This is a genomic window from Shewanella schlegeliana, from assembly GCF_016765635.1.
Classification (GTDB): Bacteria; Pseudomonadota; Gammaproteobacteria; order Enterobacterales; family Shewanellaceae; genus Shewanella; species Shewanella schlegeliana.
The window spans coordinates 81,784-96,479 of sequence record NZ_JAESVD010000004.1 but is presented as its reverse complement, the minus strand read 5'-3'; the positions used below and the strand labels follow the sequence as shown (position 1 = coordinate 96,479).

The window sequence follows — 14,696 nt, the reverse complement described above, 5'->3', positions numbered from 1 at the left end:
CAGGGCATGTTGCTTAGTCTGCTAGCCAGTTGTCGATTGCTTGGCGTTTTTGTTGTTTTAGATCCTTTCTTACCTTGTCGGTAATCTCGTCTCTCGGATCCAGCTTATCTTTTGTTTTGTTAAATTTTTTTACGGCATTACCTTCTATTTTCTGTAATCGTTTGTTGGCGTAGTGTCCCTCTTTAACAGAGTCAATATTAGCTTGAGCCTTATCAAGTTTACGCTTGGTTTTTTTGACCTGTTTATTGTATTGCTTCTCTGCTTTATTGATATCCCTATTGAGACGCACCGCGTCCTTAAGTACATTCTGAGCGACAGCGGGTGTGGTGATAGCGATTAGCAACGCTATGATTAGGGTAATGAGTTTATTCATAAAAAAGTATTGGATACCATTGAGTGTGGCGGTGCATTATGGAGTTTGGGTGTAGGCGATTGAATGCACAATTACTCATAGTGATTATAAGCTGTGCGCATGTAACCGGTGAGCTGTACTGATAAATTGCTAAAAACCGGATTAAAATCACCTTTAGTCGGTAAACTCAAGTATCATATGCCCATGAACGATGAAAATATTACAGACGTTAAACTGGTTGACTTGCATAGCCATACGACCGCATCAGATGGTCAATTGACCCCGTCACAACTGATTGAGCGCGCAATAAGCAAAGGCGTGCAAATGTTTGCTATTACCGACCATGACACCATCGACGGTTTAAATGAGGCACATGAGTTTAATCAAGCCCATCAAACGCCGCTCGAGTTGATTAATGGTATTGAGGTCTCTACTCGTTGGAACAATTTCGATATTCATATCGTTGCCCTTAATCTTGATATCAATAATGTCGGCTTGGCCTCATTTTTAGTGAATCAACGTGAGTTACGATCGAGTCGAGCCAAACAGATTGGCGAGCGGCTTGCGAAGGCTGGTATTGAAGGTGCCTATGAAGGGGCAAAAACGTTTGCCGCTGGTGCCGCTATTAGTCGAGGCCACTATGCACGTTGGTTAGCTGAGCAAGGCTACGCGACCACTACAGCCAATGTGTTTAAAAAATATTTAGCTCGAGGTAAGACAGGTTATGTTCCTAATAATTGGGGAGATATGGCCAGCGCTATCGAGGTTATTCATCAAGCGGGTGGAGTCGCAGTGTTAGCGCACCCAAGCGGTTATAAACTCTCTGCCAAGTGGCTCAAACGTTTGGTACGTGAATTTAAAGAGGCTGGCGGTGATGCGATGGAAGTGGTTCTTGGTCAGCAGACTATCGACGATCGGAATAATTTGATCGCCCTAAGTATTAATAATGGGCTGACATGCTCGTTAGGTAGCGATTTTCATTTCCCGAGTAGTTGGATTGAGATCGGTAAAAATATGTTCCAACCCCAAGGAGTGGATTGGGTTTGGCAGTCAGATAAATGGAAGGTAGTACAATGAGTCAGTTCTTTTATGTGCATGAGGAAAACCCTCAAGCACGCTTAATTAGCCAAGCCGTAAATGTGATAAAAAGTGGTGGTGTGATTGTTTATCCTACCGATTCGGGTTATGCGTTAGGCTGCCTGATTGGTGATAAAAATGCCATGAGCAAAATTGCTCGCATCAGACAGATTGAAAATGATCATAACTTTTCGTTGATGTGCCGCGATCAGTCAGAGTTAGCAACTTATGCTCGTGTTGATAATCAAGCCTACCGCTTACTTAAGCAAAATACGCCCGGGCCTTATACTTTTATCTTTATGGCATCGAAAGAGGTACCTAAACGTCTTCAAAATCCGAAGAAGAAGACCATAGGTATTCGTGTTCCTGACAATGTTATCGCACTCGCGCTACTCGAAGCGTTAGGTGAGCCATTGATGTCAACCAGTCTGATTTTACCGGGGCAGGATTTCACCGAATCTGATCCTGAGCATATTCGTGACATCCTAGAGCATCAAGTCGACTTAATTATTCACGGCGGTTATTTAGGTGAAAAGCCAACCACTGTGATTGACTTATCGGATGGCGAGATTGAAGTGATCCGTGAAGGTGCTGGCGATGTAACGCCATTCCTTTAAAGGTTATGGGGTTGTTCAAAATCGTCACAGTTGTCTTTGTTCAAGTCAAATAGTAACGGTAACAGCTTTAGTCGGGCAGCATTGGTACCTAAGTCGCCTCGACTTGCCTTACGCAGCTCAGAAACGAGTGGCTTGAGGTAGCTTAGGTATACGGGTATAATCGCGCGTTTGCGAAAATAGAGGGTATTACGGATGGAGGGCGTTCAGCAAAAATTGCCTTTAGCCGTTGTTCGCGGCGAACCGTTTAAGGTGATGCCGAAAGACCTTTTTATTCCTCCTGAAGCGCTGGAGGTTTTTCTCGAGTCTTTTGAAGGGCCGTTAGATCTTCTCCTTTATTTAATCCGCAAACAGAAACTTGATGTTGTTGACTTACCGATATTTTCTGTGACGCAGCAGTACCTTGAATACGTTAATTTGCTGCAGGGGGCGAAAGTCGAACTTGCCGCAGATTATCTGGTGATGGCAGCCACCTTGGCCGAGATTAAGTCTCGGCTATTACTGCCAAGGCCCGAGGTTGAGCATGAAGATGAAGAAGATCCGCGAGCACAGCTGATCCGTCAGTTGAAAGCTTACGAGGTGATTAAAGAGGCACAGGAAAAGCTGGATGAATTGCCTAGAATGGAGCGTGATCTGTTTCAGGCTAAAGCCATTCCTGCTGATAACATTAAGCCTGAGTTACTGCCTCCAGAGGTATCGCTTACCGAGATTGCTCGAGCATTTTCATCAGTATTAAAGCGTATTGAAGCAACGGAAAATCACCATGTGGTGCGTGAAGTGTTATCGACGCGCGAACGCATGGCACAGATTTTAGCTAGGCTCAATGCCGAGACCTACTTACCGTTTGAAGCTCTGTTTGATTTTGAAGAGGGGCGAAGTGGGGTGGTAGTGAGTTTCTTGGCCTTGATGGAGCTAGTCAAGGAGTTACTGGTTGAGCTTGTACAAGCTGAGCCGTTTTCAACTATACATGTTAGGGCGTACTGATTGTCTCAGATAAATCCAGATCAGCTTAAACAGTTAATTGAGGCTAGCCTATTTGTGTTAGCCAAGCCGATGACGATAAAAGCATTGAAAGAGACGGTTTTGTCTAACTTTAATGTGTCACGGGCTAAGATTAAGGCATGTATTGAAGAGTTACAGCTCGATTATGAAAACCGAGGTGTACAATTAGTTAAAGTGGCGGGGGGCTATCGATTTCAGACATTGGCTGAATTGAGTCCGTTTTTACAACCGCTATGGCAGGAGAAAGCACCGAAATATTCGCGTGCGACTCTAGAAACCCTGGCGGTGATTGCCTACCGCCAACCAGTCACCCGAGGTGACATTGAGTTTGTTCGTGGGGTTGCGATTAGCAGCCACATTATTAAGAGTTTAAACGATAGAAACTGGATTAAAGTGGTTGGGCATAAAGAGGTTCCGGGTAGACCGGCGCTTTATGCGACCACTAACGAGTTTCTAGCTTATTTTGGTATTGATAGCATTGCGGACCTTCCGCCTCTTTCCGATGCCAAATCATTGGATGCGTTGTTCCGCGTTGAGAGCGGCGTGACCGAAAAAACAGAAGAGTCTACTAATGAGTGAAAAATTGCAGAAAGTCTTGGCCCGTGCAGGCCATGGCTCCCGTCGTGAGATGGAGGCATGGATTGCTGCAGGCCGAGTTAGTGTTGACGGTGAAATTGCAAGCTTAGGCGATCGTGTCGAGACTGACGCTAAAATTCGTATTGATGGGCGTGCAGTTTCTATTCGTTCTGAAGAAGAAGTGGTTTGTCGAGTGATCGCCTACCATAAGCCAGAGGGTGAGATCTGTAGTCGTAAAGACCCAGAAGGACGTCCAACGGTATTTGACCGTCTACCTAAGACTCGCGATTCTCGCTGGGTTGCCGTAGGACGATTGGATATTAACACCTCTGGTCTATTACTATTTACCTCTGACGGTGAATTAGCAAACCGCTTGATGCATCCATCAAATGAAGTTGAGCGTGAATACGCGGTACGTACGTTTGGTGAAGTGACTGATGGCTGTATTCAACGTTTACGTATGGGTGTGACCCTAGAAGACGGTCCAGCGCACTTTGATAAAGTTAAAGCTGCGGGTGGCGAAGGTATGAACAAATGGTGGCACGTCAGCTTAGCTGAAGGTCGTAACCGTGAAGTTCGCCGTCTTTGGGAATCTCAAGAAGTACAAGTAAGCCGCCTTATCCGTATTCGTTACGGTATGATTGAGCTACCTAAATCTCTGCCCCGTGGTGGTTGGATTGAGCTGCCAATTGAGCAGGTTAACTACTTACGTCAAACTGCTGGTATGGATGAGGAGACTCGTTCTCTTCTTGGCACTGACAAACACAGTGTTGCTCGTAATAAAGTACGTAGCGCAAAGATTAAGCGTGCTGTACATAAGCATAAAGTTGCTTCGGGTAGACCAAAGCCATCGCGTCAGCGTAGCTAATTGCTAACTCGCTTGTCGATTAAATCTTATCGTTTAAAAGATGGGTATTAAAAAGGCCGCGAATTGCGGCCTTTTTTGTTTTTAAACTGGTTGTTTTTAGTTGAACCCAGATAAGAGAGGTTTACTGAGCGTTTAGCTGTTGACCATTGATCTCTTTAGAGTCTTCACCCATAAGGTATAAGTAAGTCGCCATAATCTCATCAGGCGCCTTTAGTGTCTGTGGGTTTTCAGCTGGGTAAGCGTTGGCACGCATACCCGTGCGGGTTGCACCCGGATTAATGCTATTTACACGTACATTGGTCTGTGCATACTCATCGGCAAGTGATTGCATCATGCCTTCGGTAGCAAATTTAGAGATAGCGTATTCACCCCAGTACGCGCGCCCTTGACGACCGACACTGCTAGATGTAAATAGTAATGAAGCGCTTGGTGACTTACGCATCACTGGCAGCAGTGCCTTGGTTAGCATGATCTCGGCAATCACATTTACCTGCATCACTTCTTCAACTGTGTTCATCGTCATATGTTCAAATGGACCTAACACTCCGAGCACACTAGCGTTGTGAAGTAAGCCGTCTAATTGGCCAAACTGCTCTTCAATAGTGTCGGCCATGTCTTTATAGTTCTGCTCTGTCGCCCCTTTAAGATCAAGAGGGACAATTGCTGGTGTTGGGTAACCTGCTTGTTCAATTTGGTCATATACAGCTTCTAGTTTTTTTACTGTCTTGCCTAATAAGATAACTGTCGCGCCATGTTTTGCAAAAGCGATTGCCGCGGCCTTACCGATGCCGTCTCCTGCGCCAGTGACTAAAATGGTCTTGTCTTTTAGTAGATCTTTTGCTGCTTGATATTCCAACATGAGTTAATACTTCCTCAGAGCGCAAACGCCCGTCACTTCTAGAGTCGCTGATATGATAAACAGCTGTTTTAAACAAACGATTAATCCTTGCCAGCTCAATTAGTGGTCGAATGTGACAAAATTGTAGCTAAGTCAATAATTTTACGTTAACTTGAACTCAGTTAAGGACTAACAATAAGTCCTATAGGTCATACTTTGCTGACTATTGTGACCAATTTCTAAGTGAAAACAAAATTATTACAACAAGATTTGGGGAAAAAAGATGAAAAAACTCTTTTTGGGCGTAGCAATCACCTCTGCATTGGGGTTAACCGCTTGTAGTGAAGACAGTTATAATGAATTAGTGGATAAAACTGAGCCACTGGTCCCTCAATCTGTTATCGTTTTCGATCCTGGGAATGGTGATTTACCCTTACCCAATGATATTCTCTTTAGTGGTACCAATGACGGTACGATTAATATTCCTCAAAGTGATGATCCTACTGCGCCAAGTGAAGCGAATGGTGACTACACGGATCCGACAATCGCACTTGGGGCGTTAGATGGTTGGTCGACTACGGCGCCAATTTCTATCGATGTGGCACCCGCTACCGATAACGATGGCGTTGAACTGACATTAAGCAAAGCATCGGTTGAACAGCCTGGCGCTGTGAAGATGTTTGAGGCCACTGTAGGTGGCGGCTTATCATCGGATCCTGAGTGTAAAGCTGCACCAGATATTACAGCCTGTAAGGTTGGCGCTGAGCTGCAGTTTGGTGTGGATTTCGTGACGACCACATCCGGAAACAGCATCGTTATTGTTCCATTAAAGCCACTTAAGGCAAATCAATCCTATATCTATGCCACCACTGATTTGATTCAAGACTCTGCTGGTCGCTCAATTGCCCCATCTTCAACTTATGGCTTATTAAAGCTTGATATCGAAACTAAGCCACTTGAAACACCCGAGCAGTTAGCGCTGCAAGCGGCAGTAAATAGCTATGAGAAAGGCTTGACTGGAGCGGGGGTCGATACTGACTCGCTTAGCTATTCAGGCTTGTTCACGACTCAGTCGGTCGCCGATGTCTACGAAGTCTCTAAACTCTTGATTGCTGGCCAACCTGGTTATATGCCTGAATTCGTACAAATGCCTACCGATAGTGGCTATACACTGGCTCAAGCTCTGATGATGCCTGAAGGGCATCCGGCTTACGAAGGGGCAAGTAAGGTTAATGTTTGGTCTGCTGCGATAAAGTTACCCGTTTACGGTGATTGTTCATCAGTAGCTTGTTTAGATGCTGACGGCAACCCAAGCATTAATGGGATCTGGTCTGCAGCCTATGACAGCCCTGTGTCTGTGTTAACTGCACTTGAAAGCGGGACATTGAGTCAAGAGAGCTATTTTAGCCAGGCAATTGCAAATGGGATTGATGATCCGATAGCAGCGCTGAGTGACCCAGCTCAATTAGCGGGTAAACACTGGATGTTAGACGATGGCACTGCTACCGATAAAGCGAGACACTTAACTAAGTTTAACCCAGTCCCTGAGATCAGAAATTACGAAATCGTACCCGTTCAAATGACAGTGCCTAACTTTGTACCCGCTCCAGCAGCAGGTTGGCCGGTGACTATTGCTATGCATGGTCTAGGTGGTGGTAAGGAGATGGCCTTTGCCTATGCTGGCACTTATGGTGAACTTGGTATTGCGACGATTGCTATCGATATGCCACTTCACGGTGCGCGCTCGTTTGGTAAAGACTTGCTTGTACCTGGAGCCTATACTGTTTCGGCAACAGATCCTGCTTATGGTGACGTTATTGGCGATGATGTCCTATTCTCACTGGGCGATCCATTAGCCTTTATCAATATCGGCAGTACGTTAACCGTACGTGATAACTTCCGTCAGGCAACATTCGATCACCTAGCACTTCGCGCCGCGTTTACCGGTTATGCTGGCAAGCTAATGGAGCTGGGGGCGCCTCAACTGTTTGACGTAAACCAAGTCAGTGCTCAAGGCTTAAGCTTAGGGGCAATTGTGGGAACTAACTTTGCCACTTATGCCAGTACTGGGCTTACACACCCATCTGGAGCAGACTTAAGCCATGTCTATAAACTTAATGCTACCTCACTGGTTGCCCCATCGGGTGGTTTTGCGGGTACCTTTGTTGGTTCGGCTACTTTTGGCCCTATGCTGTTTGAAAACATAGTGGCTACAGAAGCCTTTATGGCGCTTGTTGAAGAGGCTAATGAAGAGCACGGCTTTTTACCCGATACGCCGGAATATGAGGCATTAGTTAAGTCGGTGTATGATGCATTCCTACCGACCTTTGCATTTGCGGTTCAAACGGCAGTCGATAGTGCCGACCCTATTAACCATGCTGCTATGCTTAAAGCCACTGGATTGCCACTGCATCTTATCGAGGTTGTTGGCGATGGTGCTAATAGTCTTCCTGATCAGGTGCTGCCAAATCGAGTTCCTGGATATCCAACTGCGGGCACAGAACCTTTGATTGAGAACCTAGGGCTAGCTTGTGTAGATAGCACAACAGTTGGTTCTGGAGCGGTTCGCTTCTCTAAGGGGCATCATAGTTCGCTTATCGATCCATCACCAGTCGATGGCGTGACAGACGGGTTCGAGGACGTCGCAACGGTAGAGATGCAAACTCAGGCGGCTTTCTTCTCATACAGTGCAGGTCTTCCGGAGGTGGATAGCCCGACTATCTTCCTAGGCCTAGTGACTGGAGAGGCTGCACAATATGTAGTGGCGCCCTGTGCTCAATAGTACTTATAATCAAATTTAGAACTGTTTAAAAAAAGACCCAGCGAAAGCTGGGTTTTTTATTGCCATGTTTTATTGGCAAATAGGCTGGTAGAATAGCCGCCAAATTGAAAAGATAGATGGTCTAGCTGGAGAATATTTTGGAATTCCTGTACGAATACGGTTTGTTTTTGGCCAAAGCAATTACTATCGTTGTTGCGATTATTGCAGTTGTGATTGTGGTGCTTGCGTCTTCGATGAAGCAAAAGGCTGAAAAGGGTGAGCTTAAGCTAACTAATCTAAGTGATAACCTTAAGTCATTGAAGCATGACTTGAAGGAAGAGTTACTATCTAAAAAAGCATTTAAGGCTTATGAGAAGCAGTTAAAAGCTGATGAGAAAGCCAAAGAGAAAGAGCAAAAAGATCAAGTAGAAGATACTGAGCCTAAAGTTTTTGTTGTTGATTTTAAAGGTAGTATCGATGCTAATGAAGTGGCATCTCTGCGTGAAGAGATCAGCGCAATCTTAGCCATTGCAGATAAGGGTGATGAGGTCATCGTCAACGTCGAAAGTGGCGGTGGCATGGTGCATGGTTATGGCTTGGCTTCTAGTCAACTAGACCGTCTAAGACAAGCTGAGATCCCACTGAGCATCTGTGTCGATAAAGTTGCTGCCAGTGGCGGTTATATGATGGCCTGCGTGGCGAATAAAATTTATTCGGCCCCTTTTGCTATCGTTGGTTCAATCGGCGTTGTTGCTCAAGTACCTAACTTTAATCGATTATTGAAAAAGCACGATATCGATTATGAACAGCACACAGCAGGTGATTTTAAACGTACGCTAACTATCTTCGGTGAAAACACCGATGAAGGGCGAGTGAAGTTCCAAAAAGAACTGGAAGAGACCCATGTGCTCTTTAAAGAATTTATCGCCAAGTACAGACCTGAGTTAGATATTGCCAAAGTTGCAACAGGTGAGCATTGGTACGGTCAACAAGCTATTGAATTAGGGCTAGTTGATGAGATCTCAACCAGTGATGATGTGATTATGAAGCTGGCAAATGAGCGTACCGTGATTAAGGTGCAATATCAGCTTAAAAAGAAGCTTTCAGACAAGATAGCCCATGGCGCATCTTTGTCTTTCAATGCAATCTTCAATAAGTTTGCAGAAAAGAATCAACCGCTTAAATAGCAATATACCTTGCTAGTTTATTACTAAAACCTGCCTAGAGCAGGTTTTTTTTAAGCTTTAATTAATATAAGTCTGTTAATTCTTATTTAGATCCGTTAAAAATATTGATACAAATCAATTTTTAAAGAGTTAAATGGATCAGCCCTGTAGCTATAAACCTCATATTCGGGTAGGAGATCAGTCTTATCCAGCTTACGAGCTAAAGAATCTGTTTCGTTACTTGAAGCAGAACTTTAGCAATGAGGTTGCCGAGCGTCTCTATAGCGATATAGGTATAGGTGAATCGGAACTGATGCAGAGTCAGTTTGTCTACGTGTGGCAGGTTGATTATGCAATGAACTATCTGCGTCAACTTAGCCCCGATCTTGAAATCGCCGCCAAAGCCGCATCAAGTTATAAAGTTGCTCAGCTTGATGTGTTGTTACCCCACCTCGCTAAATTTAACACCTTAGGTGAGTGTTTGCAGTTTGCTATTTCTCACCCCGAATTAGTGGGGAGCTTTTCTGATAACCTATTAAGAAATGACGATGGACGCTTGTATGTCAGGTGGTTAAATACCAATAAAGTCGATATCGAGCGTTACAGTTTTCAATTTCAGCACAGTATTTGCTCCCTGTTAGCTTTTGCTAAAGAGCTTACTGGAGAGAATATTCGAGTATCTCATATTGCCTTAGCTGAACCCGTTAGAGTTGTTGAATTTTTATCTGCGCAGTCTGGGGCTGATATCTCATTTGATAGTGAGTTTTTTGAGTGGTCGATTGAGCACCGATATTTAGCGCTACCTGTAACTTACTCATTCGAGCAAGCCGTAGCAAACCAAAGGACTGAGACTTCGCACTCCTATATATCACAGGTCTTGACGATACTAAGAGAGCTGGCCCCTGAATTACCTAGCATGGACGCGATGGCCGATAGGCAAAGTATCAGTGCGAGAACATTGCGCCGAAGATTAGCTTCGGCAAATACCAGTTATCAAAAGCTGGTGGATCAGGTGCGCTGTCAGATGGCAATAGATCTGATTTTAACCAGTGATTACTCTATAGATGAAATCTCTGATCTGATGGGCTTTGGCGATGTGAGTCATTTTAGACAAAGCTTTAAACATTGGATTGGCCACCCTCCTGGGCACTTTCACCGCCTTAACAGCCCTTTAATTCGCGGCGACTAAAGGGCATCATTTACTCTATTGTTGGCAGTTACCCAGCTCTGGTGGCATTTGGTCAATCCACTGTTCTATGAGGGCCACAGCATCTGTGTGGGCGATACTACGGCCTATCGGCGGCATTCTGTCTTTGGGCTCATTGAGCTCCTGTCTGTAAACAAGAATCGAGTGTTCACCATCACTAGGGATGATGTCATACGACAGCCCCTTCGCACCGCCATCCCAACCAGGTGGCTGCTTACAAATGCCATATTCAAAGCTGGTATGATCCACATAAAACCCCAGTCTTAATCCGGATATGCTGGCGAAACCTTGTGGGTTATGGCAGTGGGCGCAATTAATATCTAGATAGCCTTTGGCTCTAGCTGTTAATGGCGCAGACTCATCAAAAATATCATAGGCCTTGCCAACTTGAGTAAGCTCGGGGAGGCCGTTAAGTAATCCTAGTTGCTGCCACAGTTGTAATTGATTGAGCTCGCTTCCTTGGTGAACAACTGGGCGATTAAGTAGGTGGGCTTTTAACCCTATCGGTTCGATGCGACTGTTGTCGGCACTGGTTTGATGACACAGCTTACATTCCGCTCTACTTGGAACGTGGTAATCGAAGCTTTGGCGCTCACCTTGGTGATTTAAGCTATGAGCGACATCCTTACCTGCTACTTGCAGCACTGCCTCGCCGTCTTGCCAGGTATAGGGCAGGGTCGTCCAGCCTGTTTCTCTATGGATCAGCAATCGGGTTTCTACTAATACCTCGTTATTAGCACCGGTGACTTGGGTATCGAAAGGTAAAGAGAAACTTTTGACTAAGACCGTTCCTACTGGCATATCGAAGGTACCCGTAGCATCATAGCGAACGGCTTTACCTTCAGGTATGAAGATGAAGCGGTGTTTACTGGCATAGTTAGTGAAAAGTTGAGTCGATAGTTGATAGGGGAGCCCTGGGGCGATAGGAGAGCCTGTCGGAATACTGGGGTCGACAAACAGGCCATATTGCGCCAAGAAGTCACAGTCTTCATTCATGAGTGCGTCCCAGTTAACCTCACTGGTATTAGCTTCACAGGCAGAGCTTGGAGCTGGGTCTGGTGTGGGATTGGGAGTGACGCTCGGTGTTTCTGGTTGTATGGCCACTTCGGCTGAATCATCAGAGCCGCCGCAGCTAATTAAAGGCATTAGCAGGGTAAGTAGAATTAGTTTACGCATACACCACCTACGATAGTTTGTTTCGGGGTTAGAAAAAAGGCCGGGAGGTTCCCGGCCTTTGTATCGATGAGCGCTTGGCTAAATAACTGCTAAATAATTAGATTGGCTACCACATCATCACATCATTATTTAGCGCAGCTTGCTAGTTAGAGCAGCTTGCTTGAGGCAGACGTTTAATCCACTCATTGATAAGGGCTACCCCCTCTGCATGAGATAGACTGCGTCCAATTTCTGGCATTCTGTCACCAGGATCATTCGATGCCATTCTGAAGTGAAGAATCGACTCCTCTGGACTGCCTGGCACAATATCAAAACCAAGTGATCCACCACCATAAGCAACAGGCGACTTACAAGTACCGTGTGATAGGCCAGCATCTTCATCGTAAGCTCTCCAATACTCAAGCTTTAAGCCGGTGTTTGAAGCGTTACCTTCAGGGCGGTGGCAGTGGGCACAGTTAATGTCTAGATAACCCTTAGCTGTTGTCATCAGCTCTGCATCAGACATAGCAGCTAGATTAACTTCATCGCCATCGTTAAAGGCTGGAACAGCATCAACGTTAGCCAACTCGGGGACACCCTGCAATATGCCAGCTGCTTGCCACTTGAGTAGCTGATTCATGGCACCATCGCTATAGGTGTAATCTTTATTGAGGTTACGCGCTTTAGGGCCAATAGGGGCGAACTTAGCAGGGCTGTCAGCGTTGGCCTTTAACTGGTGACACTGTTTACACTGGTTCATGCTAGGCACAACATAGTCAAACTCCATGTCTTCGCCATTATGCATAACACTCTTGCCTTGAATCGCTCCCGCTTTGGCTAACACGGCGTCAGATTTTGCGGCATTCCATACATATGGCAGTGCTGTCCAACCCGTTGCGCGTTTAATCAATAGGCGCGTTTCAACCAGCTCTTCGTTAGCGATGCCACGCTTGCTGGTGTCAGCAGGTAGGGCGAAAGACTTAACGATGACACTACCAACTGGGAATTCAAACGATTCATCTTCTGAGTAGTTGGCTTTCTTACCCTCAGGCACGAATACATAACGGTATTTACTCGAATAATCGGTGAATAGCTGGGTATTCATATCGTAAGGCATACCGCCTGAATTAGGCGCGTCAGTTGGGTTCTTCATATCGGCGAACAGGTTGTAGTCTGACAGGTTAGGGCAGTTCGCTTTTAGCAGAGCGTCCCAAGAGGCATTTGAACCTTCCGCCTTACATAGACTGAGATCCCCATCGCCATCAAGGCCACCTTCATCATCGCCAATGCTGCCACCGCCACCAACGAGGTTACCGCCGTCACAGCCTTCTGTTTCGTCATCAACACCACAACCGAAGATCTGTTCACCAAATGTCACGGTATGAACAGGAAGGCTCACCTGTTGGCAATCCATAATATCGGCTTGAGTCTTCTCGAGTAAGAACTCGGGACTGGCCATATCGGTATTGTCATTAGCGTATAAACGACCAAATGACACATCGCCGTTGTTGCTGGCACAGATGTTATCACTACCATCTGCTGCAAAAGGGAGTTCCTGCAAACCTAGATAAGCTGCGGTACCGTTATTGGAGAGCAACTCACCTAAACCATCGTAGAGCACACCAGGGAATTGACCGTGGGTAAACAGGTAACCTTTGATGATATCATCAATAAGATAACCGTTTGGTTTCTGGCCATAGCCTTCAATCACATTATCGTGCAGATAGATATTACGCGGCGTTGGGCGCCAGCCGTCTTCGATAGGTTGGCCCGGTTGACCGTAGTTAGCGACAAAGGTTGAGATATCGGGCTCGGCGATAAAGAAGCTTGAGATCGTCACACCCATGGTATCGTGGTTAGTTACCTGGTTGTTGAAGATCTCGACATCATCGGTAGAGAGAATAATCATACCGGTTCCTGGTGGAACGATATGTACACCTGCGGGGTTAGCAGAGGCGTTAGCAAAGTTCTTGGTATTGTTGTCGTAGACTTTGTTATTAAAGATACGAACACTCGAGCCGTATCTGTGGTTGCCGATGGGGAGGTCGAATACCAAAATACCACCGGTATTGCCCATGGCTTCGTTGTCATACACGTCGGCATATTTTGAGTTTTCAATCTCAATACCCGCAACGTTTTCTTTGGCAATATTTCGGCGTACCACTATGTATTGAGACTGACCGACATAAATACCTGCATCGGCGCTACCACGCACATAAGTGTCCTCAATAAGAATGTTCTCACACTCAACAGGGTAGAGACCGTACGCTCCATTACCTTCATCTAACTCACCTTCCCAAACTGTAGCGAGTCGACGTAGGATAATACCATTGGTGTTTTTAAGCTTAATACCATTGTTTTTAGCTTCATTCACCGACAAGTCTTGAATGATAATATTGAGCGCATTCTGAACAAAGATACCATCGCCTGAGTTAGCCTTGGAGAAGTCTAGAACCGTCTCTTCCATGCCATAACCCATGATAGTCACGTTTTTTGCGTAACTGCCATCGCCATCGACATCACCGTCAAAGAGCAGTGTTGACTCGATCTCAAAGTTACCCTTGGGTAGCACGATAACGTCACCGCTTTGTGCGTTAATTAAGGCCTCTTGAATACGGATGGTTAGGTTTTCACCGTCTTCAACCATGATGGCACCATCAGGGAAACTAGGGCCTGGTTCTGGTGTCGGTGTGACGACTGCAGTGTCCTCTTCGACTACGTTGGGTTCGTCATCGTCTGATGAACAAGCTCCTAGGCTTATTGCTACAGCACTGGCAATCAAGGTTGGCATAAGCCATGAAGGTTTCTTGTTGAGCATAGCGTCTCCAAATTTATTTTTATTATGCGACTACTAGATTGCACTGGCGTACAAGATAAGCAATGTGAAATGTGGACAACAAATTATTAGCATTGCAGTATCAATTATTCTTTGATAGGAGGTTAAACGCTTAAACAAGGCTTACTGCTTGAAATTTAATGTGAACAAAGTCACATTTAAACGGGGGTATGAAATTAGTTCTTTTGAGAAATAGACTAAAATTTTACCGAACTGTAGCGGGTTAATTCATGGTTTCGATGAA

General features: G+C 45.4%; 12 protein-coding genes. 8 read left to right on the top strand and 4 right to left on the bottom strand.

Annotated elements, in window-relative coordinates; genetic code table 11:
- Positions 1–13 precede the first annotated feature (13 nt).
- Positions 14–373 (bottom strand): hypothetical protein, encoded by a 360-nt coding sequence (locus tag JMA39_RS08210; RefSeq protein ID WP_202721398.1) that lies wholly within the window; start codon positions 371–373, stop codon positions 14–16.
- Between the two features lie 177 nt (positions 374–550).
- Between JMA39_RS08210 and rnm the strand changes: the two genes are divergently transcribed.
- The 5 genes from rnm (at position 551) to rluB (ending at position 4,489) form a co-directional block, all read left to right on the top strand.
- On the top strand, positions 551–1,429 hold the full coding sequence (rnm, locus tag JMA39_RS08205) for an RNase RNM (protein WP_373316320.1): 879 nt from the start codon (positions 551–553) through the stop codon (positions 1,427–1,429).
- Complete coding sequence (locus tag JMA39_RS08200; RefSeq protein ID WP_202721396.1) at positions 1,426–2,046, top strand: L-threonylcarbamoyladenylate synthase; 621 nt, start codon at positions 1,426–1,428, stop codon at positions 2,044–2,046. The genes rnm and JMA39_RS08200 overlap by 4 nt, the downstream gene beginning before the upstream one ends.
- Before the next feature lie 192 nt (positions 2,047–2,238).
- Complete coding sequence (locus JMA39_RS08195; RefSeq protein ID WP_202721395.1) at positions 2,239–3,027, top strand: segregation and condensation protein A; 789 nt, start codon at positions 2,239–2,241, stop codon at positions 3,025–3,027.
- Positions 3,028–3,624, top strand: a complete 597-nt coding sequence (gene scpB / locus JMA39_RS08190) for an SMC-Scp complex subunit ScpB (protein ID WP_202721394.1) — start codon at positions 3,028–3,030, stop codon at positions 3,622–3,624.
- Entirely contained in the window at positions 3,617–4,489 is an 873-nt protein-coding gene (rluB, locus tag JMA39_RS08185; protein ID WP_202721393.1) for a 23S rRNA pseudouridine(2605) synthase RluB, read from the top strand. Before scpB ends, rluB begins: the two co-directional genes overlap by 8 nt.
- 121 nt (positions 4,490–4,610) lie before the next feature.
- Here rluB and JMA39_RS08180 read toward each other — a convergent pair whose 3' ends face one another.
- Complete coding sequence (locus JMA39_RS08180; RefSeq protein WP_202721392.1) at positions 4,611–5,348, bottom strand: YciK family oxidoreductase; 738 nt, start codon at positions 5,346–5,348, stop codon at positions 4,611–4,613.
- Between the two features lie 262 nt (positions 5,349–5,610).
- Here JMA39_RS08180 and JMA39_RS08175 point away from each other — a divergent pair, with 262 nt between their 5' ends.
- The 3 genes from JMA39_RS08175 (at position 5,611) to JMA39_RS08165 (ending at position 10,443) form a co-directional block, all read left to right on the top strand.
- Positions 5,611–8,109 carry a VolA/Pla-1 family phospholipase gene (locus JMA39_RS08175; protein ID WP_202721391.1) on the top strand — a complete coding sequence of 833 codons (2,499 nt, stop codon included), beginning with the start codon at positions 5,611–5,613 and terminating at the stop codon, positions 8,107–8,109.
- Between the two features lie 137 nt (positions 8,110–8,246).
- Entirely contained in the window at positions 8,247–9,275 is a 1,029-nt protein-coding gene (gene sohB / locus JMA39_RS08170; protein ID WP_202721390.1) for a protease SohB, read from the top strand.
- Between the two features lie 133 nt (positions 9,276–9,408).
- The gene (locus JMA39_RS08165; protein WP_202721389.1) at positions 9,409–10,443 is read left to right on the top strand and encodes a helix-turn-helix transcriptional regulator; all 1,035 of its coding nucleotides are present in this window, start codon (positions 9,409–9,411) and stop codon (positions 10,441–10,443) included.
- Positions 10,444–10,458: 15 nt separating this feature from the next.
- Here the strand turns inward: JMA39_RS08165 and JMA39_RS08160 are convergent, their stop codons facing one another.
- A complete protein-coding gene (locus tag JMA39_RS08160) occupies positions 10,459–11,637 on the bottom strand; it encodes an SO2930 family diheme c-type cytochrome (protein WP_202721388.1) in 1,179 nt (392 codons plus the stop codon).
- A 142-nt stretch (positions 11,638–11,779) separates the two neighbouring features.
- Positions 11,780–14,434, bottom strand: coding sequence for a parallel beta-helix domain-containing protein (locus JMA39_RS08155; RefSeq protein WP_202721387.1), 2,655 nt, complete (start codon positions 14,432–14,434; stop codon positions 11,780–11,782).
- Positions 14,435–14,696: the final 262 nt, after the last annotated feature.